This window comes from Arthrobacter sp. zg-Y1110 (assembly GCF_025244865.1).
Classification (GTDB): Bacteria; Actinomycetota; Actinomycetes; order Actinomycetales; family Micrococcaceae; genus Arthrobacter_B.
Genome location: NZ_CP104273.1, coordinates 317,882 through 335,172, shown reverse-complemented (window position 1 = coordinate 335,172; position 17,291 = coordinate 317,882). Strand labels below are relative to the sequence as shown.

Genomic DNA, 17,291 nt, shown 5'->3' with positions numbered 1-17,291 from the left:
TGCTGCTGCCGGCCCGCCTAGCTGACCGACCCCGTGTAGGGGTTCCCCAGGAATGAAGCCAGCTGGGTCAGGAAGGCCGGGATGTCGTCGGCCCGGACCAGGATGACCGCCGGACCGTCACCGGTTGACGGGTTGTGCTCACGGGTCATCCATGCCCTTTTCTGAAGCTTCTTCGCCTCCAGCCGGACAATGCCTCCGGGAAGCGTGGTGGCGGCGTATCTGCCGGTACGGGGCTCCCGGCCTGCGTGGGCCCGCAGGAGTACCGGACGGATCTCGTCGTGCATTTGCTCGAAAGACCCAAGGAACGCGATGCCGTGCTTACCCTGGTCGAGATGGACCCGTCCGTTGACGATCCCGAATGTGATGTCGGGCAGCCCGCGGCTGACGAATACGCTCATTGTTCCCCCTCTGGATCTGCACCTTGGCCGGATGATTGTTGCATGCAGACGGTCCCCGGGCACAACGGCTCCGGCTTCAGCCCTTACGGGTGTGGCGCAGCCGGCGTACCCGCCCGCTGGAGGGTCGACGGGCGCAGCATCCGCCATGGGCGGCGCAGGACCTGACCAACCAACCCGGGATTGGCTGTGGGAATGAACATGCAGCAGAACATCCAGAGCAGGGCAATGGTACCGACGTACAGGAGCGCGATCCGGAACAGGAGTCCTGCCAGGGCCAGAATAAGAACGCCGATGCCGATGAGGGTCGAACTCACTGTGTTCCACCGGCCGGCTGGATCCGGGCCCGGGTTGCCTTCCCCAGGATGCCGGCGGCGTTGATTCCGGCACGCATTCGGCATCCGTCCTCCAGCCAGAACACGGCGCCGACCGCGGCAGCACCGTATGTTCCGGGCAGGGGCTCCTCGGGGATCTCCACGCCGGGGGTTGCCAGCGGTCCTTCCCAGCGGGGAACAGTGGTGCCGGCGTTGGAGGCGACAGCGTCGGGGTGGCGTGCGAGGACGCCGTTCAACGCTCCGCGCAGCCGGTGCACGGCCTTGGCTCCCCGCGGGGCGGCCCGCAGGACCAGGGCATCCATGACGTTCTGCAGCGGGGGCAGCAGGGAGACGTCGTCGCGGGTGAAGACGATCCGGCGGCCCTCGCCCTGTATCTCGAACCCGACACCCGGGCCCAGGTCGACGCCGATGGAGGAATCCCCAACGCTCAGCTGGATGATGCCGTGGATGGTCACCTGACCGCCGGAGACGTCGTCGAGGGTGATGTTTGCAGACACTGGCTGTTCTCGTTTCTGAAGTGGGTTTGCTGGTTTCGGCGGCCGCGGAGCCGTACCCGGAAGAGGCCGGCAGCCCGGATGGACTGCCGGCCGTATGGGTGGTTACCAGGAGCCGCCGTCGGAGCCGCCACTGAAGGAGGAGCCGGAGTCGTAGCTGCTGTGGCCGGAACCTGAGTCATGGCTGGAGTGGTGGGACCCGGAACCGCCGTACTGCGAACCGGAGTCCGTGCTGCGGTGCGATCCGGAATCGCTGATGCCTGCGAGCATCGCCGCGAACCAGGATGAGCTGCCCTGATCGGCGGTGGAGACGGGGTTGTAGGAGACGCGGTCGGACAGGGGGCCTGTGCCGGCCGGGGCACGGACTGCGGCAGCGCGCCTGCGCTTGATGCGGCGCCCCACGGCGAAGGCAGCGGTGAGTGCAGCGATGACGAGGACGGATGTGAGGATGATGCCGGTCATGGTGTTTCCTTTCGGGCTGTTCAGGAGTTCTTCAGCAGCCATTTGTTGTTGATGACTTTCATGGCGGTACGGCCGCCGAGTTCGGGGATGAATGTGCCGTCGGAGGAGTGCCAGACGATGCCTTCGGCCTGGACTCCGGGGGTGATGACCGATTCGAGTCCGTTGGCCTGCTCCACCGCTTCGGCAACGGTGGCCGGGAGGCGGAGTTTGAGGACGGGCGCGGCCAGCAGGCCGATGCCGAAGGGCCAGGAGCCGCGGGGTACGGGCTTTCCGTGGTCCAGGACGTTGAACGCTGCGAACCGCTTGCCGTTGATTTTCAGGCGGTTCTTGGCGGCGACACCGGCGCCGTAGATTTCACCCTGCACGGCCCAGCCTTCGGGCAGCTTCTCGAGGATGCGGTACTCGGCGGCGATCTTCCACGGAACGGTACCTTCCTCCGGGGAGTCGGGTTCGGTGTATTCCCAGTTGCGTCCGGCCACACGCAGCCGTCCGCCGTCGTTGATGAAGGTGGTGGAAGTCCCGTCGATCTTCTCGGTGGCGATGAAGGGCATCCGGTGCAGGACGTCCCAGACGCGGGCGAGGTTCTGGACCCGTTCCACGGTGGTCTTGGGTGCGAAGTCGCGCGGGAACGGGCCGGCGGCCTTGCCTTCCATTTCGGCCGGGATCGGCTCCTCGTATTTGCTGATGCCCAGCCGGCCGGCGAAGGTGGTCCCGTCGCGGCATTCACCCACCTCGGGGAACATACCTGCGGGCAGGACCAGGCCCTGCGAGTAGGTGCCGCGCAGCCGGGCCGTCTTCAGCACGTGGCCGCGGATGCCGTCCACGGTCTTCTCCCCGCGCGGTGCAAGGAACGCGAAGCGCTCGTCATCCAGCGGCAGCAGCGAGTCGATCTCGAAGTAGATGACCAGGTCGCCGACGGCGAACTCACCCTTCTTCACGACGACGTTCCAGCCGCGCACAGTGGCGGACTCGATGGCGTCAGCGTTCTCGATCGGGGTCAGGGAGGTGATGCGGTCCAGCGTGGCAAGTTCGCGGTCAAGGGTTTCGACGGTAGTGGTCATGCCACCTATGTGTGCGGACAGCCCGGAACCGCTCACCGAGGCCGACGGGGGCTGCCCGGCACAATGTCCGGGCAGCCTGGTCCTAGGAATTCAGGAGTGCCTCGACGTCATCCCAGGTGAAGGGGATGTAGCCCTCATCCTCGATTCCCCAGATGATGTGCCCGTTCCGGTAGACGCTGTGCAGCAGGTCCGTGGAGTCGTCATCCGGGTGGCCGACAGAGACCAGATACCGGAGCAGCTCAAGGATGAAAGGGCCGGGAGTGTCAGCGTCGAACACTGCGTGCGTTTCGTCGTCGATGTTCAGGTAACAGTGCGTCCGGGAGCCGGGGCTCACCCCAAGCAGGGTGTAGTAACCGAGGTCCTCGTCGGTTGTCACCTTCAGCTTTCCGGTGAGGCCGTGCTTTTCGACCAGGCCGCGCACCGCCTGCGCTTCGTCCTCCGTGAAGATGTCGCATTCCATGCCGTCGAAGTCGATCGCGACGTCGTTGCCGGTATTGACCGCGGCTTCCAAAGCCTCCAGGCTCTCAAAGCACTTACCGTCATCGTCGATGACCAGACCGCCGCCGCCTGCGTGGGGCACGATGGCTGCACGGCGCCGTGCCGGCTTCTCCGATTCAGTGCGGACGAATGCGGGGTTTGCTTCCACTGCCTTACGGATCTGCTCGCTTTTGGTGCCGGCGTAAATACTGTTCAGCAGGTCGTTGCTCGTCGTGGCCCCGGCGACTGCAATGCGGATTGCCGGTGTCTTGTGCGAGGCAGCCAGGTGCTCATGCGTGGAAAGCCAGGCCCTCGGGTTGCCGGCGACCGCGTTGATGACGGGGCGGTGCCGGTCATCCTTCATCTTGTCGAGGACAGCGGGGTTGCTGCTCGACTCTGACATGGCGTAGGCACGGCGGAGGTCGTTGTTCTCGCCCAGAATCTCCTGGTCGATGAAAGCAGCAATCCCCGGGTCCGTGTCGGGGCGGCCGTCGCGCAGGGAATCGTTGAAATTCGTCAGCAGCCAGTAACGCGACGGCTTCGACATCCTCCAAATGGCCTCAAACAACTTCCGTTCCGCGACTGCATGAACGCTCCGGGCCAGATACCACACGGCGTTGGCCGGGAGCTGCTGGCCGTGCACTGCGGCAGCGAAGGTTTCTGCATCCGTTTTGGCGTTGGCCAGTGCCTTTGCCCGGACGATGCCCGAGCTGTCCTGCGCAAGCCGGGCCAGCAGATCATCAGGCACATCGTCGCGCTCGGCGATCAGCCCGCGGGTTGATTCGTCGTTTTCCCGGGCCAGGGCTGCGATGTCGCCGGCCGTCAGGTTGGCGTTGGATGCCAGGCGCTGCTTCGTGTGGTCATCGCCGGCGGTCATGGCAGCAGCGATGCGCGCCGGGTCGCCGGTGCTCTCGATGCCTGGAACGGAAATGATCTGGATCGTGGCCAATGGGAATCCTTTGGGGTCGTGTGCGGGTGGATCTGATCCATATGTGTGCGGACATCACCCGCCTGCTCACCGGATCCCGCACAGTCCATCCTTCAAACCGGCCTGCCTGCACCCCTTCAATATGCACGTTCATTACGCTAAGCTCGTGAGGTAATCATCGTTAGGGAGAAGTGCTCATGAGTGCATTGAAAGACCGGCCGAAGGCGCATGCCGCCACCGGCGGCGAAGTGACCGTACGTGTCAGCGGCAAGGTCACCAGGGAGGTGCAGGAGGCGCTGGACAAAGTGAAGATCCCGGCCTCCATGATTCAGCCCGTCCTGGAGAACCTCCTTGCCGCCTTCTCCCTGGCGCCCGTTATGGAGTCCGCCGAGGTCACCGCTTCACCCCAGATGGCCAGAAGCCTGCAGGCACGTGAGAACTGGCTGCGAAGCATCGAGAAGGAGTTCGGTGCATTGACCCGGCAGCAGGTTGCGGAAATGCGGGGCTCCAAGGGCACCAACAGGAGCATGGCTGCCGCCATGCAGGCGAAGGGGCTGATCCTGGACTACCGCCGCGGAAACTCCTTCAAGGTTCCGGCCTTCCAGTTCACCGAAACCGGAGAGGTGCGCCCGGCTGTTCCTCTGCTGATCGACGCGGCCCGTCAGGCAGGCTGGGACGACATGGACCTGCTCATCTGGCTGACCAACCCGAACACCCATTTCCCGGAGGGGAAGCGACCGGTCGACGTCCTGGACAACACCGAACGCGTGCTCGAAGTATTCACGGCCACCGTCGGGGAGCAGTGAGCACTCCGGTTCCGGCGATGCCGGAAACACCTGACCCGCCGGTGCCTTTCCTGCCGCAGACTGAGACGGCGCACGCCGGAATGCATGTCCACCGCTGCCACCAGCTGAAGTACCGGCCGGGCCAGGCAAACCCCGGACCCTACGGTGAAGGGCGCTTCCATTTCTTCGGAACCCCTCAGGTGCCCGCCCTGTACTTTGCCCAGTCGCCGGAAGCCGCCCTGTGCGAGAAGATCCTTCGGTATACCCCGGCCGGCGCTCCGTCCCGTCTGGCGCCGGGGTCCTATCGGAATGAGGCCGTCTCCGAGCTGGTCCTGAACCGGGACCTGAAGATGGCCGTGTTCCACAGCGGCGGCCTGCGCGCACTCAACGTCGCCGCCAACCAGCTCACCGACACCAACTCCGACAACTACTCCCAGACACGCAAGTGGGCCGAGGCAGCCTACACCGCAGGTTTCGACGGCGTCGTCTGGATGAGCCGGCAGTACAACATCAGCAGGTCGTGGATGGTCTTCGGGGACCGGGTGGCCGAAGCTGACTTCACCGTCGAATCCCTGATGCCGCTGGGCGCAGGAGCCGGGTTCGACTGGCTTGTAGACGTGTGCGGGCCGATGAAAGTGGATGTCATCCCGGCCGTCTAGGCGCGGAAACTCAGAGGAGGATGGTGTCCTGCGGGCTGAGGCGGATCACCAGCGGGGCCCGTCGGCAGGTCAGGAAGCAAGGCCTGGTATCCGTTCTGTCTGGCCGGCGGGGCGGCGCAGGGATGTGTAGTGGACCCCGACACCGGCGGCGGGACCGGTCAGGAGGGCCAGCACGCAGCGCACCTCCGTAGGGAAGGGCAGCAGCAGGCACAGGAACGCTGTCAGGGAGGCAATCATCCAGCCAGCGGCGTAGGCACGGTGCCGTCCGGCGGCCAGAAGCGCCGTCCCGGTCAGGGTCAGCACGGCGATAAGGGCAGATGCCAGGGTCAGGGCCGCCAGAACCCAGCGGGGCACAACGTACTCCGGTCCGAGCAGCAGCATGATCCATGGCCCGGCGACCGCAGCGAGTCCGGCACCGGCGATACCGAGGACAAACACTGCAGTGACCGGCTTCAGCAGTGCCCTGGATCCGGCCCGCATGACAGAGGCCATGACCATCCCCTGGAACGCCTGCAGCGGAAGCATGATCGGTGCCCGGGTCAGGGAAACCGCCAGCAGCAGGGGAGCCGCACGGGCGAAATCTTCCGCCGACGTCGTGACCTTGACCAGCAGCGGAAAGGACACGAGCAGTGCCGCCGACGCCGCGGCTGAGACCAGTGCGTGACCGGTCTGGCGCAGGAATGCCCCCGCCGGAACATCCGCCCGCATCCGTGCCGCCTCCCGTGCCGGCCGGGAGATGAGCAGGACGATGAGCCACGCAGACAGTGCAGCAAGGCAGGCTGTTTCGATGCCGAACAGGGCGCCTCCCAGCAGCACCGCCGCGAGGACCGCTGCCAGCCGGAGCAAGGCTTCAAGACTGACCAGTATGGAGAACGGACCCCACCTGCCGCTGCCTTGAAGGGTGCCGGCCAACGCGGCCTGGGCAGCGAATACCACCGAGGTTCCCGCCAGCAGCAGGACGACCTGCGTCCCGTTCTCACGGAAGAGACGGTCTGCGAACGGAAGTCCCAGTAATGCGATGGCCCCGGCCAGTATCGTCCCGGTGAGCAGGGCGTTTGCCATCATGCCTGCACCCTGCGGATGCCCCTGTACCCGGCCGGCGGCGGTGACGGCTCCTGCGCTGCGTGTTGTCTCGGCAGTTACTCCGCCAAGGATGCCGGTGACGCCGAAGAGTGCAGCCCAGAAGGCCAGGAACTCCGCGTTGTCGGCGGGGGAGAGGGATCGGGCGGCGATGAACAGGACCAGGAACCCTGACGCCGCAGCCCACAGTGACGCTGCACCGACCCTGGAAGCCTGGCTATGGCCGGCGCCGTGTCTGGATCCGGAGCTCAAATCCTTGTGTCGGATGCAGGCATGCCCGGGATTCCGCCGTCCAGATACCGGTCCATGAACCGGGCAGCGTAATCCTGCCGGGTCTGCGGTGCGTCGGAAAGTGCACGGTAGTAGGAGGCCATGTCGGCGGGGTCGATGGCAGGACGGTCGCTTTCGCGTGCGCGCTTCGCCCGGGCCCTGATCCACGGGACATGCTCCCTGGCCATGTCACCCAGATCCATGCCGGTCACGAAGCTGTTGGTCTTGAAGACCGAGTTGATGACCGAGCTCTGCCGGCCGTCCAGGTTTGAAGCGCTGCCTTCAGGCCAGGCATCGGGAAAGGACAGGTCGGAGTGCTTGAAGAACTCGAGGATGACGGGTCCGCTTGCAGCAGCCAGGACGTCCTCGCTGAACAGGGGCTCGTCGTACCACGCCAGATGGTAGGCCTGGCAGAAGTACGTCAGCTTGTGCAGCTTGCTGCTGGCCATGCCTGCGAGCCCCTTCCCGCTCCGGGTCTGGGCCCGCTGCAGGTCAGTCAGGTATGCGGCGACGTCGTGGGCTGAGGCGGGGGGCCGGGGGTCAGTTGACGGCATTGATGACGGTTTCGACGATCTGTTCGGCTGTCGCGTCCGCGGCCACCGAGGCACCGGGGTCGTCTTCGTCGAGGGTGCCAACGTAGAGGTCACCGGTATCGAAGGTCGATGCACCCGGTTCGTCGTAGTCGTAGGCGCCGGGGCCAACGATCAGGACGCGGCTGGGCATCATGACGTAGATGGTGGCTGTGCCGCCGCCCGTCTGGTAGACGAAGGATTCGATCCCCTTCGCTTCCAGTCCGGTGATGATTGCCAATGCGGTGATCTCGCTACTGTTCGTTCCGGTGGTCATTGTTTCCTTCTCTGTCCGGTGGCCCTGGTCGGACCCTGCACCACTAATGTGTGCGGAGTCCTGAAAATCCCTCACCGAAGGATGCCCTTGGGCACGACGGCGGAACGGGTGGCATGGCGGTGGTACCAGGTGGCGAAGTCGCCCCAGCCCATGCTCCGGCGCACGTATTTCTTGGCCTTCCGTGGAGTCCGCTCCGTCGGAGTGTGGCGGCCGAACCCGGAGGAATCGTCACCCTCGAGGTTCAGGTTGAAGCCGTATTTGTAATAGGTGCGGACGTAGCCACTCGGCTTAACGACATCCTTGGTAAAGCGTCGCCGGCCGCGCGTCGGACGTGGCAGCGGGCGGGAGTTGGTCTTGGCGCTCATGGACCCTATGTGTGCGGACGGGCCGCCCGCTCTCACCGGATCCGGGGCCCGCGGGGAGCAGGTCATGCACTGCCGCACACATAAGGGCCATGACAAACAAAACGAAACTGGAGCAGATCGACGAACTCCATGAAGGATTCACCATCCTTGAAGGCAACCTGCGGTTCGCGATCAACGACGTAAAGGAACACCAGCGCACGCTGGAACTGATCCTGCTCGCCCAAGGGCTGCTCGAAACATTCCCGGGAGCCGGACTCCTCAGGGTGGAAATCCGGGACGGCTTTGCCGTACCGGTGCAGCTCACAGATAAGCCGGCATGGAAAGCCCCGGTGCCTCAGGGGCAGAGCACCTTCCCCACGTACGAGGTCCCGACACCGACCGTCATCGCCCAGGGCCGGGCGCTGGAGAAGACCGACATCGAAGGATGGACCCTGGCCGAGCTGCTGGAGGAAATCAACCGGGGCAGCGACGGCACCTGGATCAACCGTGTCGATGCCCTTCCCGACATCGACACGGACTACGAAGACCCCAGCCGCCTCACCAAGGCTGAATTCGACATCGACCTTGCCAAGGCCGCAGCACTGCCTGTGCCCGTGCTTGGCGCCGTAACCGTTCCTCCTCATCGCAACGCCGCCCGGGTCCGCGCCGGGGAAGAGGCCTTGGTAAGGCTGCGGGCAGGCATTCTTCGGGAGTACCCGGAGGCTTACATGCTCTGCGTGCGTTACCGGGGCGGCTCCTGGAGTGTGAAGGACCTCGTGGATGAGACCGGACATGTGCTGGGGTCCGGGGCACCGCTGGCAGCCGGACCCATCCCCGGCGGCACGGTGCGTTCGGTTCTCGGAGAGATTCCCGTCGGAGAACTGCGGTTCCTGGTGACAGGGATCCCCGTAGATGAGCCCATGCACGAAGGGGGCGTCATCGGAATCCTGATGGATCCGGCCCGCGGGTAGGCCATAGGTCTACGCATGTCATCCGGTAAAGGCTCCGGCAGCTCAAGACAGCTGCCGGAGCAGAACCAGTATGACCGGCAGGCGCAGCCTGCGGAGCGGAGAACCATGCCCATCCAACCCCTCGCCAACGCGACCGGCGCTGCCTGATGGAACTGGTCGCCATTTACCTCGGGTTTCTGGCCTTCTCTTTTGTAGGCGCCCATGAGGTGGCCGTCTTCCTGGGTGAGCCCTCTGCCTACATTGTGGCCGGAACCGCTTTGGCCGGACACATTACCGGAGCGATAGCCGGGATAGCCTACGAAAAGAAATGGGGTCAGGTGACCGGGATCGCCGGGCTCATCCTTTCCCTCATCATGATCGTCGCCGGCGCCTCCGCGCTCATCGAACAGGCGTGGCCGCTGATCGCCGCTGCGGGAGTCCTGGCTTCGGCTGGCGTCGCCTGGCTGGCGTACCTGAGCAACAATAAGCGCGAAGCCCAGGGCAGGCCCTCGATCTCCTCAAAGACCATGGGCTTCCTGATCGGCGTCCCGTTCCTTGCCGTCATCGCCCTCTCGGTAGCCGTCGGCATCGCTACCGGCTGGTACTAACCCCAAGACGCATACGGCCCGGGCGCCGGCTGACCATCGAGTCGGCCGGACCCGGGCCTTTTACGTTCAAGGACGGGGCTTTTCCATCTCCAGGTGTTCGTACGCCCAGTCCAGCGCCTCGGGATCCTCACTGCGGACGCCTTCGCAGACGTCGTCCAGCCGCCGATGGTACTCGGAGGCATCAGGGTGGAAGCTGAACATGGCCAGGACTACTGCCTCGCCGTACGCGGACTTGGGATCGCAGCTCTCGCACAGGAGTCGGCGCTCCGGGTCCCCGACGGCAGGTCTGAAGGTCGGCTCACTGCATGCGGTGCAGAATGACCCCGTTTCCTCGGCCGTGAACGCGTCACTGCGGCGGGTGCGGCAGATGGCACACGTTCCCACGGGGGAGTGCGCCTTGCCGGCCACCCACTGGTGTCCCGGGCAGTCCAGGTATGCGCGCAGCTTCGACCAGCAGGCCTCATCGGCCTCCGCGACAGTGGCGCCTTCGCCGCGGATGAAGGCCCCTTCAGGGAAGCACTCCACGAAAGCGGTACGCCTGGCCGGAGCGCTGTTCCTCCAGCCGATGACGACGCCGTTGCCGCCCTGGACGTAGATGCTCCCGTAGTCGTGGGCAGACTCGAACGTCTCGTCCTTATGAGCTGCCAGCGGGATGGTGCTCATTACGCGGCCAGCTCGGGTACATCCAGAAGTTCTGCGGGCACACGGACGCGGTGTTCGGCGGTCCCGCTGGTGTTGTGGGTGAGCCAGACGAGGAAGTGTCCACCCTCGACGGTGATCTTTTCCGACAGGCCGACGTTGAAGGCATCCATGTCGGTAAACGAGTTGTCCACCTTGAATGCCGTGAGGTTCTCGGTAACCCAGGCGGTGGCACGGCGGATGACGGCCTGACGGTAGGCGGCGATCCGGTCGTACATGCGTGCATATTCATCGTGGTCCATGGAAACTCCTCGTTGGTGGTTGGTCTCGAACCTAATGTGTGCGGCGCCGGGTGGGAAAATCCCCGCCCGTGGTCAATCCCGCAGCATGTAACGGATCATTTCCATGCTCTTGGCGGGTATCCGGCGAAGCTCTGAGGGGCGCGTGAAGACCGTCATGACGGCAGCGCAGAGCGAGACTGCAACGATGATGGCGACACCCTCGACCTTCCGGAGGGTCGATAACGCAACCATCTACTCGCCGCCTTCAGCACAGTCGCCGAAAACCTCGATGGTGGTTCCGGCCGGCGCATCAATGCGGAGCGACGGGTTCTCCTTGTCGTCCGGGCTCTTACCGGCGGCAACCGGCCAGGTCTTCCCGGTGTTGCCGTCCACGGGGCCGGAGGCCAGGGCCCAGCCGTCGCGGCCGTAGTGTGCGCTGACCTGCATGGAGGTTCCGTCAGGGGCCGTCAGCCTTGCCTGCCACAGCTTGTCGTAGCAGCCGAACTCGTCGTCGATGGCTCCCTCGAGAACAACCACGTCATCGGAGGCGCCGTACATCAGGATGCTGTTATCAGTACTCATGGTTCCTATGTGTGCGGCAGCACCGGCGTACCTCGCCAGGCGGGCTCCCCTACGGATTTTCATCCGTCAGTGCCCGGGGCGGGAGGGTTCCCGGCATGGCAAGCATGTCAATGCGGCACTGTTCGGCGGCGTTGATTACCCAGTCGGGAGTATCCGCGTCGTAGCCGCCGTTGTGGGTTCCCACCCAGTGCCTGGCGTCCAGGCTGCGGCTCTTCCGGTCCGGGCGGACGACCATCCGGAATCTCTGCTGGAGGTCACCCTCTCCGGAAATCCAGGACACGGAAAGGTCGGCGGGGATGAATGTACTGCCGGTGAAGGCTGTGGCTGCAGCACCGTTGATGCGGTAGGTGCGTTCCAGTCCGACGCCGCGGCTGATGACACCCTCGGGCATCTCGTCTCCCTGGACGAAGGCGCTTCGCAGTTCCTCGGCCGCCGTGGCCAGCCAAGCGGGCATGGAAGCGGGCAGCGGGGCATTGCGGCCGGCCTGCCAGTGGGCGAATGTGCCGGCAGAGCTGCGCAGCGCGGGCCAGAGGTAGGCATTGAATGTGCTCCCGCGTCCGGAAATATCGCCTTCCTCCAGGATCCAGGAAATCAGCATGTCTGCCGGAGCGAATTCCTCTCCGTGATTCAGCGTGGCCGGAACGGGCGTGGCATCCAGTGCGGCACGGCGGTTCTGGACGCTGCGGGTCCGGCTCTCACCGGTGAGGGTCAGTACAGGCATCAGGCAGCCCGGCGGATGACGCGGATCGTCCCGCCTTCGGCGTCGGGCTCAACGCCGAAGTCCAACGTTGTGTTGCGGCGCCGGACGGGGCCGGGATTGACCCTGGCACGGAGCTTCGCGGCCAGGGCAGCACCCTCCTTGGTGGAGAGCAGCGGAGTGTAGGCGCTCTCGCGTCCGGAGGGGTTCGCGGCAGTGATGGTGCTGCGGAAAGTGACAAGGGCACGGCCGGACGGATCCGGTTCGACACTCAGGACAGCTGCCGTAACGGATTCCGGCGAGGACTCAATGCCCGGAGGCGGGGAGATAGTCATGACTCCTATGTGTGCGGCACGGAGGCCGCCCCTCAACGCCTGACGGCTAACGGGTTTCGAGGTAGGGGATCTGTTCATTCAGGATGGCCTCGACGTCGCAGTCCTCAACCCCGGCCTCGGCGCACAGTTCATCCGCTGCGTCCAGGGCTTCCTGCCGGGCGTTGGTTTCTTCAAGGTGCTCTTCGACCTTCTCGCCGAGGACCCCAACCGGGTTCTCCGTGCCGGGATCTGCAGACGGGCAGGGGACTTCGAACTGCTCGCCTTCATTGCCGTGGACGGAGCAGGCGGGGTTCGGGGTCCATCCCGGTCCCTGCTTCGGCTCTCCTGCGGAGCATCCTGTCGACAGAAGGGCGGCAGCTGCCAGTGCGAGGGTGAGGCTCATCTTCTTCATATCCCTTATGTGTGCGGCAACGGGGCCATCTCTTTCCGCCTCCGGGAAAGGTTCGCCGGTATCTGCGCATGTCTACCGGTGCACGCCCCACCGAAACGCCTTTCCCCAGGAGAAACCTTGTCCAATCCGGAAACCACCACCCAGGATCTACCAGAAGCACAGCAGGCAGCAGGCCCTCCGGAGGATGCGGTCATCCGTCGGGTGCGTGAGCATGTGGACTACGAGAACCGGTTCGTGACCGTACACTTCGACGACGTCGTCTTCCCTAACGGTGCCCAGGGGCGCTACACGCGGATCACGACCGGAGCCGGGCTTGGCGTCATTGCCGTGCCCTACGCCAACTTCCGGGGCATCCCGTACCTGGGCCTGGTCCGCCAGTACCGCTACCCGGTCGGCGAATTTACCCTCGAGTTCCCCCGCGGCGGATCTGATGACCTCAGCCTTGAAGAGGCGGCACGGGAACTGGTCGAGGAGACAGGGCTGGGGTTCAACAGCGGTCGGCTGCTGGGCACCATCCGTCCGGATACCGGCATCCTGGACACTGAGGTGGCCGTTTGGTGCACCACCCACACTCTGGACGGGCTGGACAGCGGCCATGTGGAAGACGAAACCGGGGCAACGGTGCGCTGGTACAGCCACGGGGAAGTGATGGGCCTGGTCACCAACGGCAAGATCACCTGCGGGATGACCCTCGCAGCGCTGGCGCTCATCCAGAACGCCGGCGTCATCCGCGAGTTCTAGGCAGGCTTCCGGCCGGTAGCCGCTCATCTGCCGGCCGGGGATACGACAAGGGGCCCTTCATGTCCGTATGGAGGGCCCCTTTTCCGTGTCAGGGCAGGATACTGTAGTCCGCTGCCGTCTTCTCCACGGCGTCCGCGTACTGCTGGACGGCCTGGACCGTTTCGTACTCTGAAGCTGTCCCGTTGTAGCCGCGCATGATCTCCACTTCCATCTGTCGCAGGTCCAGAAGGTCGGCTGCCATCGCGACGGGTTCCAGCTCTTCCCGGGCCAGGGTCCCGAGGGTATCCATGGCACGGACTGCTTCGTCTGCGCCGACATGCTCTGCCTTGGCGTCATCGACGGCTTTCTCAAGAGGCGGGATCAGCCGGGCCGCAGTCGAAGGGGCAGCGGTGGCGTCCGGGGTGCCCTGCACTTCCACCTCCTCCGCGGCCGAGCAACCTGTGAGGACGATGGCGAGCAGCGCGGCGGCTGCCAGTGATTTGTGCATGGGAATCCTTCGCCGGCGTTGGCCGGATGGTGCGGGTGGGAATTGAGGGAATCCAGAATACCGTGGGCTACGGACTGAAGACCCGTCCGGCAGCTGAGGCTGCAGCGCATGCCCTGAACGCCTCGTGGTACTTTTCGACCGTCATGCCGGGCATCTCCTCGACTGCTTCGAGCCGGTACATGTTTGCCAGCCGGAGCGCATTCATCGGGGTGTCACTGATGGCCTGCTCAGCGTCACTGCCCCAGACCAGGGTCTGCTCAGGGGTCTGTTCCGTGGCGTCGAGCACCCGGTGGATCGCCTGCCGTTCAGCCATGGACTTCATGCAGGCCGTGCAGATCAGCAGTTCGAGCCGGTCACCGCCGGGGGAGTCGAATGCCGTCGCCCCGTAGTGCCCCGAGGTGGTGAAGATGTTGGCACCGTACGGCTGATCGGGAAGGTCGGATTCGACCGGCTCCAAGGTCGTCCCGCAGACAGCGCAGGGAAGGTCTTTCATGGAAGGCATGGATGCTCCTGGTTCTCCGGCCGGGCCGGGTTCGTGTTTGCAGTGTGTGCGATGCCGGCAGCTCCCTTGGGCACCGGCTGGCTTTAGGTGACCGGCGAGGGCCTCAGGTCTGCCAGGGCCTGCTCGGCTGCACCGCGGACCCACGCCGGGGCATCGCTGCCGTCCCCGAACGGCCCGTACCAGTAACGGACCATCCGGCTCTTCTCGGACGGGTATGCCGAGACCAGCAGTTCATCTCCGCCGGTGCCGGCGAGGTTCCCGAAGCAGTGAACGGTGAGGTCCCGCGGGATGAATGCCGTTCCGGAGGCCGAGCTGCTGATGCGTTCGGCTCCTTTGACCCGGTAGTCGCGGCGGAGCATGAGCACGGTCTGACCGGGGGTGCTGCCGTCCTCAAGTGCGGCCCGCAGGTTGGTGATGACCTGCCGGACCGTTTCAGGTATTTCCCCGGGAAGGGTTACGGGGTCGGTGCCGTTCCAGTACGCCACCGAGTAGTCCTTGGGGTCCGCGGGGCGCAGGGCGGCGTTATAGAAGTCCTGGGGTTCGCCGTTGCGCGTACCGGTCCCGACCCGTACTTCGATGCTGTCCGGCTGGAACAGGACATGGGGTTCCCGGGTACGGGGCACCGGACTGTGCTCGAACGGCCCCTGGAAGGAGATGGTCCGCATCCTGTCTTCGACGGTCATGGTCAGGATTGTCATGTCCCCTATGTGTGCGGAAGGCACGGGCACTCTCCCCGAAACGCGGAAAGGGCCTCCCGAACGGGAGACCCTTTCTCAACGTCCAGCGTGGTGGTTACGCCTCGCCGTCTTCGAGCATCTGTGCGAACTCGTCGGGGGTGACGATCCTGATGCCCAGTTCCTGCGCCTTGATGAACTTCGAGGAGCCCGGCTCACCGCAGACCAGCAGCGACGTGGACTTGGAGACCGATCCGGCCGCGCGGCCGCCGTTGGCTTCGATCAGTTCCTGGGCGCCGGTGCGCGTCAGGGAACCCAGGGCGCTTCCCTTCAGGGAGCCGGTGATGACCACGTTCATGGCAGCACCGTCGGGGGCTACCAGCTTCGGAGCCTTCGCACCCTTCTCCGCCTTGGGCTTCGGGGCACCCATGTTCACCCCGGCCGCGCGGAGGCGGTCAATGACCGGGGCGTTCTTGGCCAGTTCGGCGTGGATGACGGCAGCCTTCTTCTCGCCGATGCCTTCCACGTTGGCCAGCTGGCTGACCGTGGCGGACTGGAGTGCGTCCATCGTCTCGAACTGGGAGGCCAGGCGGCGCCCGAAGGTCCGTCCGGTGAAGCGCATCGACAGGGCGGTGATGACCCGGTTCAGCGGCTGGGCCTTGGCCTTCTCGATTTCCGCCATGATCTTCTTGGCGTTCTTCTCGCCCAGGACACGGTCGGCGCCGGAGTCGGTGGTGCCCAGCTTCAGGTTTGCCAGCTGGTCCTCGGTCAGGTGGAAGACGTCCGAGACATCCTTGACCAGGTCAGCTTCGATGAGCGCATCCCCGGTGGAGCCGCCGAAGCCTTCAATGTCCAGGCCTGCGTCACGGGATACGGCGTAGGCGATGCGGCCGGAGACGGAGCATTCGGGGTTCGTGCAGCGCCACAGCTCGGTGGACTTGTCGAACTCGCCGCCGCACTTGGGGCAGCCGGCCGGAGGCTGCCACGGCTGTGAGGACTCGTCACGCAGGTCGGCGCGCGGAAGGTGGACCTGGGGGATGATGTCGTTGGCCTTGTAGGCCATGACGGTGTCCCCGATGCGGATGTCCTTCTTCAGCAGGTCCTGGACGTTGTGCAGGGAGGCGTACTCGATGGTGGAGCCGTCCACATCCACGGGGGCGTAGCGTGCCCGGATGGACAGGCGTCCGGTCTTGCCGATCTCGTACTCGATGTCCTCGATGACGGTCGGTTCTTCAACCGGCGGGTACTTGAAGGCCACGGCCCACTTCGGTGCACGGGTGCCTTCACCCAGGGCTTCACGCTCGGCGGCGGTCGGCACCTTCAGCACGGCGCCGTCCATGAGGAAGCCCAGTCCCTTGCGTTCGGCACCAAGGGCGGCGATGGCGGACATCGGGTCTTCGGCGTCCAGGACGGACTGGGGAAGCAGGGACCGGGCGGTAGTGAAGCCCATGCCTGCCAGGTCTTCCATTGCATCCAGGTGGTCGGCACCTTCGCTGATGGTGGTGGAGTAGGCGGCGAAGTTGAACATGCCGGCGTAGGTGTTGTCGTCCTTGTTGATCATTCCGGCCACGCCGTTGCGGGCGTTCTTGAACGGCTCCTTGCCCTTGGACGCGCGGACGGCGTTCGCCTTGGCCAGGTTTTCATCGTTCAGGTACAGCTCGCCGCGGACCTCGAAATCGCCCTCTCCGGCAACCTCGGGCAGGCCCTCGACCCCGCGGACCTTTTCGGTGACGCTCTCACCGGTGTAGCCGTCCCCGCGCTTGGCGGCCGAGAACATCCGCCCATCCTTGTAGCGCACGATGATGGCCATGCCGTCGATCTTCGGTTCGATGACCGCATCGGGGTGCTTCTCGGCAAACTCGATGACCTTCTCTTCGCCCGGCTTTTCCAGGGAGCCGGCGAGGGTGGCGTGCTCAATGTCTCCGCCTGCGGCGCCGCCGTGGCCGACGGCCGTGTGCAGTCCGTGGTCGCCGGTGATGCCGTTCTCGGTCTCGTAGGCAAGGATCGAGGCCTGGAGGCGGTCGAACTCGGCGTCCGTCATCTCCTCGACGTCGGTGGTCTCGTAGGCTTTGGCGGCCGAGAGTGCCCGGGCAACCGAGTCCTCGTAGTTGTCCTCTGTGACGGCCGGGGCGAGCGTCAGCCCGGGTTCTGCGTGGGTGCGGGTATCGAACTGGCCGCCGGTGGAGGCTGCGGCTCCGGCGACCTTGCGGGGCTGCGGAGGAAGGGCAGGGGCTTTGGGCATTTTCGGTCCTTTATCGAAGGTGTGCG

At 65.2% G+C, this 17,291-nt stretch carries 27 protein-coding genes; 6 read left to right on the top strand and 21 right to left on the bottom strand.

Translation table 11 applies throughout. From position 1 onward, the window contains the following. Positions 1 to 17: 17 nt before the first annotated feature. The 6 genes from N2K99_RS18530 to N2K99_RS18505 form a co-directional block, all read right to left on the bottom strand. Complete coding sequence (locus N2K99_RS18530) at positions 18 to 398, bottom strand: hypothetical protein (protein WP_227934704.1); 381 nt, start codon at positions 396 to 398, stop codon at positions 18 to 20. Positions 399 to 481: 83 nt separating this feature from the next. Further along, the gene (locus N2K99_RS18525; protein WP_227934703.1) at positions 482 to 712 is read right to left on the bottom strand and encodes a hypothetical protein; all 231 of its coding nucleotides are present in this window, start codon (positions 710 to 712) and stop codon (positions 482 to 484) included. Beyond that, positions 709 to 1,227: a hypothetical protein gene (locus tag N2K99_RS18520; RefSeq protein WP_227934702.1), complete on the bottom strand. Its 519-nt coding sequence runs from the start codon at positions 1,225 to 1,227 to the stop codon at positions 709 to 711. The genes N2K99_RS18525 and N2K99_RS18520 overlap by 4 nt, the downstream gene beginning before the upstream one ends. Positions 1,228 to 1,329: 102 nt before the next feature. Next, positions 1,330 to 1,728, bottom strand: coding sequence for a hypothetical protein (locus N2K99_RS18515; protein ID WP_227934701.1), 399 nt, complete (start codon positions 1,726 to 1,728; stop codon positions 1,330 to 1,332). Further along, entirely contained in the window at positions 1,707 to 2,747 is a 1,041-nt protein-coding gene (locus N2K99_RS18510) for an RNA ligase (ATP) (RefSeq protein ID WP_227934700.1), read from the bottom strand. The genes N2K99_RS18515 and N2K99_RS18510 overlap by 22 nt, the downstream gene beginning before the upstream one ends. A gap of 82 nt (positions 2,748 to 2,829) precedes the next feature. Further along, positions 2,830 to 4,173, bottom strand: coding sequence for a hypothetical protein (locus tag N2K99_RS18505; RefSeq protein WP_227934699.1), 1,344 nt, complete (start codon positions 4,171 to 4,173; stop codon positions 2,830 to 2,832). A gap of 176 nt (positions 4,174 to 4,349) precedes the next feature. Here N2K99_RS18505 and N2K99_RS18500 point away from each other — a divergent pair, with 176 nt between their 5' ends. Further along, a complete protein-coding gene (locus N2K99_RS18500) occupies positions 4,350 to 4,958 on the top strand; it encodes a hypothetical protein (RefSeq protein WP_227934698.1) in 609 nt (202 codons plus the stop codon). Beyond that, positions 4,955 to 5,596, top strand: coding sequence for an RES family NAD+ phosphorylase (locus N2K99_RS18495; protein WP_227934697.1), 642 nt, complete (start codon positions 4,955 to 4,957; stop codon positions 5,594 to 5,596). Before N2K99_RS18500 ends, N2K99_RS18495 begins: the two co-directional genes overlap by 4 nt. A gap of 69 nt (positions 5,597 to 5,665) precedes the next feature. Here the strand turns inward: N2K99_RS18495 and N2K99_RS18490 are convergent, their stop codons facing one another. The 4 genes from N2K99_RS18490 to N2K99_RS18475 form a co-directional block, all read right to left on the bottom strand. Continuing rightward, positions 5,666 to 6,928 (bottom strand): hypothetical protein, encoded by a 1,263-nt coding sequence (locus N2K99_RS18490; protein WP_227934696.1) that lies wholly within the window; start codon positions 6,926 to 6,928, stop codon positions 5,666 to 5,668. Next, positions 6,925 to 7,395 carry a Panacea domain-containing protein gene (locus N2K99_RS18485; protein ID WP_227934695.1) on the bottom strand — a complete coding sequence of 157 codons (471 nt, stop codon included), beginning with the start codon at positions 7,393 to 7,395 and terminating at the stop codon, positions 6,925 to 6,927. Before N2K99_RS18485 ends, N2K99_RS18490 begins: the two co-directional genes overlap by 4 nt. A 91-nt stretch (positions 7,396 to 7,486) precedes the next feature. Further along, complete coding sequence (locus N2K99_RS18480; protein ID WP_227934694.1) at positions 7,487 to 7,792, bottom strand: hypothetical protein; 306 nt, start codon at positions 7,790 to 7,792, stop codon at positions 7,487 to 7,489. A gap of 71 nt (positions 7,793 to 7,863) precedes the next feature. After that, the gene (locus tag N2K99_RS18475) at positions 7,864 to 8,157 is read right to left on the bottom strand and encodes a hypothetical protein (protein ID WP_227934693.1); all 294 of its coding nucleotides are present in this window, start codon (positions 8,155 to 8,157) and stop codon (positions 7,864 to 7,866) included. Between the two features lie 89 nt (positions 8,158 to 8,246). Here N2K99_RS18475 and N2K99_RS18470 point away from each other — a divergent pair, with 89 nt between their 5' ends. The 3 genes from N2K99_RS18470 to N2K99_RS18460 are packed head-to-tail and all read left to right on the top strand — an operon-like array spanning position 8,247 to position 9,694. Next, positions 8,247 to 9,107, top strand: a complete 861-nt coding sequence (locus N2K99_RS18470) for a hypothetical protein (protein ID WP_227934692.1) — start codon at positions 8,247 to 8,249, stop codon at positions 9,105 to 9,107. A 15-nt stretch (positions 9,108 to 9,122) separates the two neighbouring features. Beyond that, on the top strand, positions 9,123 to 9,254 hold the full coding sequence (locus N2K99_RS18465; RefSeq protein WP_257793719.1) for a hypothetical protein: 132 nt from the start codon (positions 9,123 to 9,125) through the stop codon (positions 9,252 to 9,254). Then, positions 9,254 to 9,694, top strand: a complete 441-nt coding sequence (locus N2K99_RS18460) for a hypothetical protein (RefSeq protein ID WP_227934691.1) — start codon at positions 9,254 to 9,256, stop codon at positions 9,692 to 9,694. The genes N2K99_RS18465 and N2K99_RS18460 overlap by 1 nt, the downstream gene beginning before the upstream one ends. Before the next feature lie 66 nt (positions 9,695 to 9,760). Here N2K99_RS18460 and N2K99_RS18455 read toward each other — a convergent pair whose 3' ends face one another. The 7 genes from N2K99_RS18455 to N2K99_RS18425 form a co-directional block, all read right to left on the bottom strand. Continuing rightward, complete coding sequence (locus tag N2K99_RS18455) at positions 9,761 to 10,357, bottom strand: hypothetical protein (RefSeq protein ID WP_227934690.1); 597 nt, start codon at positions 10,355 to 10,357, stop codon at positions 9,761 to 9,763. Beyond that, positions 10,357 to 10,635, bottom strand: coding sequence for a hypothetical protein (locus N2K99_RS18450; RefSeq protein ID WP_227934689.1), 279 nt, complete (start codon positions 10,633 to 10,635; stop codon positions 10,357 to 10,359). The genes N2K99_RS18455 and N2K99_RS18450 overlap by 1 nt, the downstream gene beginning before the upstream one ends. A 72-nt stretch (positions 10,636 to 10,707) precedes the next feature. Beyond that, positions 10,708 to 10,866 carry a hypothetical protein gene (locus N2K99_RS18445; RefSeq protein WP_227934688.1) on the bottom strand — a complete coding sequence of 53 codons (159 nt, stop codon included), beginning with the start codon at positions 10,864 to 10,866 and terminating at the stop codon, positions 10,708 to 10,710. Then, positions 10,867 to 11,196 carry a hypothetical protein gene (locus N2K99_RS18440; protein ID WP_227934687.1) on the bottom strand — a complete coding sequence of 110 codons (330 nt, stop codon included), beginning with the start codon at positions 11,194 to 11,196 and terminating at the stop codon, positions 10,867 to 10,869. A gap of 49 nt (positions 11,197 to 11,245) precedes the next feature. Further along, positions 11,246 to 11,917 carry a hypothetical protein gene (locus tag N2K99_RS18435; protein WP_227934686.1) on the bottom strand — a complete coding sequence of 224 codons (672 nt, stop codon included), beginning with the start codon at positions 11,915 to 11,917 and terminating at the stop codon, positions 11,246 to 11,248. Then, positions 11,917 to 12,228 (bottom strand): hypothetical protein, encoded by a 312-nt coding sequence (locus tag N2K99_RS18430; RefSeq protein ID WP_227934685.1) that lies wholly within the window; start codon positions 12,226 to 12,228, stop codon positions 11,917 to 11,919. Before N2K99_RS18430 ends, N2K99_RS18435 begins: the two co-directional genes overlap by 1 nt. Positions 12,229 to 12,274: 46 nt before the next feature. Beyond that, positions 12,275 to 12,619, bottom strand: a complete 345-nt coding sequence (locus N2K99_RS18425) for a hypothetical protein (protein WP_227934684.1) — start codon at positions 12,617 to 12,619, stop codon at positions 12,275 to 12,277. 117 nt (positions 12,620 to 12,736) lie between these two features. Between N2K99_RS18425 and N2K99_RS18420 the strand changes: the two genes are divergently transcribed. Then, positions 12,737 to 13,360, top strand: coding sequence for an NUDIX hydrolase (locus tag N2K99_RS18420; RefSeq protein WP_227934683.1), 624 nt, complete (start codon positions 12,737 to 12,739; stop codon positions 13,358 to 13,360). 88 nt (positions 13,361 to 13,448) lie between these two features. Here the strand turns inward: N2K99_RS18420 and N2K99_RS18415 are convergent, their stop codons facing one another. The 4 genes from N2K99_RS18415 to ligA all read right to left on the bottom strand — a co-directional run bounded on the left by N2K99_RS18415 (position 13,449) and on the right by ligA (position 17,265). Continuing rightward, complete coding sequence (locus tag N2K99_RS18415; RefSeq protein ID WP_227934682.1) at positions 13,449 to 13,847, bottom strand: hypothetical protein; 399 nt, start codon at positions 13,845 to 13,847, stop codon at positions 13,449 to 13,451. A gap of 67 nt (positions 13,848 to 13,914) precedes the next feature. Beyond that, positions 13,915 to 14,349, bottom strand: coding sequence for a hypothetical protein (locus N2K99_RS18410; RefSeq protein ID WP_227934681.1), 435 nt, complete (start codon positions 14,347 to 14,349; stop codon positions 13,915 to 13,917). A gap of 83 nt (positions 14,350 to 14,432) precedes the next feature. Next, complete coding sequence (locus N2K99_RS18405) at positions 14,433 to 15,047, bottom strand: hypothetical protein (protein WP_227934680.1); 615 nt, start codon at positions 15,045 to 15,047, stop codon at positions 14,433 to 14,435. A 94-nt stretch (positions 15,048 to 15,141) separates the two neighbouring features. Further along, positions 15,142 to 17,265, bottom strand: coding sequence for an NAD-dependent DNA ligase LigA (gene ligA / locus N2K99_RS18400; protein WP_227934679.1), 2,124 nt, complete (start codon positions 17,263 to 17,265; stop codon positions 15,142 to 15,144). Between the last annotated feature and the right edge of the window lie 26 nt (positions 17,266 to 17,291).

Excerpts from the sequence above, each read along its gene's own strand:
- N2K99_RS18485 (WP_227934695.1), bottom strand. The coding sequence starts at position 7,395 with ATGGCCAGCAGCAAGCTGCACAAGCTGACGTACTTCTGCCAGGCCTAC.
- N2K99_RS18445 (WP_227934688.1), bottom strand. The coding sequence starts at position 10,866 with ATGGTTGCGTTATCGACCCTCCGGAAGGTCGAGGGTGTCGCCATCATC.
- N2K99_RS18460 (WP_227934691.1), top strand. The coding sequence starts at position 9,254 with ATGGAACTGGTCGCCATTTACCTCGGGTTTCTGGCCTTCTCTTTTGTA.
- N2K99_RS18435 (WP_227934686.1), bottom strand. The coding sequence starts at position 11,917 with ATGCCTGTACTGACCCTCACCGGTGAGAGCCGGACCCGCAGCGTCCAG.
- N2K99_RS18500 (WP_227934698.1), top strand. The coding sequence starts at position 4,350 with ATGAGTGCATTGAAAGACCGGCCGAAGGCGCATGCCGCCACCGGCGGC.
- ligA (WP_227934679.1), bottom strand. The coding sequence starts at position 17,265 with ATGCCCAAAGCCCCTGCCCTTCCTCCGCAGCCCCGCAAGGTCGCCGGA.
- N2K99_RS18470 (WP_227934692.1), top strand. The coding sequence starts at position 8,247 with ATGACAAACAAAACGAAACTGGAGCAGATCGACGAACTCCATGAAGGA.
- N2K99_RS18415 (WP_227934682.1), bottom strand. The coding sequence starts at position 13,847 with ATGCACAAATCACTGGCAGCCGCCGCGCTGCTCGCCATCGTCCTCACA.
- N2K99_RS18480 (WP_227934694.1), bottom strand. The coding sequence starts at position 7,792 with ATGACCACCGGAACGAACAGTAGCGAGATCACCGCATTGGCAATCATC.
- N2K99_RS18515 (WP_227934701.1), bottom strand. The coding sequence starts at position 1,728 with ATGGCTGCTGAAGAACTCCTGAACAGCCCGAAAGGAAACACCATGACC.
- N2K99_RS18425 (WP_227934684.1), bottom strand. The coding sequence starts at position 12,619 with ATGAAGAAGATGAGCCTCACCCTCGCACTGGCAGCTGCCGCCCTTCTG.
- N2K99_RS18410 (WP_227934681.1), bottom strand. The coding sequence starts at position 14,349 with ATGCCTTCCATGAAAGACCTTCCCTGCGCTGTCTGCGGGACGACCTTG.
- N2K99_RS18405 (WP_227934680.1), bottom strand. The coding sequence starts at position 15,047 with ATGACAATCCTGACCATGACCGTCGAAGACAGGATGCGGACCATCTCC.
- N2K99_RS18475 (WP_227934693.1), bottom strand. The coding sequence starts at position 8,157 with ATGAGCGCCAAGACCAACTCCCGCCCGCTGCCACGTCCGACGCGCGGC.
- N2K99_RS18440 (WP_227934687.1), bottom strand. The coding sequence starts at position 11,196 with ATGAGTACTGATAACAGCATCCTGATGTACGGCGCCTCCGATGACGTG.
- N2K99_RS18450 (WP_227934689.1), bottom strand. The coding sequence starts at position 10,635 with ATGGACCACGATGAATATGCACGCATGTACGACCGGATCGCCGCCTAC.
- N2K99_RS18455 (WP_227934690.1), bottom strand. The coding sequence starts at position 10,357 with ATGAGCACCATCCCGCTGGCAGCTCATAAGGACGAGACGTTCGAGTCT.
- N2K99_RS18530 (WP_227934704.1), bottom strand. The coding sequence starts at position 398 with ATGAGCGTATTCGTCAGCCGCGGGCTGCCCGACATCACATTCGGGATC.
- N2K99_RS18430 (WP_227934685.1), bottom strand. The coding sequence starts at position 12,228 with ATGACTATCTCCCCGCCTCCGGGCATTGAGTCCTCGCCGGAATCCGTT.
- N2K99_RS18465 (WP_257793719.1), top strand. The coding sequence starts at position 9,123 with ATGTCATCCGGTAAAGGCTCCGGCAGCTCAAGACAGCTGCCGGAGCAG.
- N2K99_RS18510 (WP_227934700.1), bottom strand. The coding sequence starts at position 2,747 with ATGACCACTACCGTCGAAACCCTTGACCGCGAACTTGCCACGCTGGAC.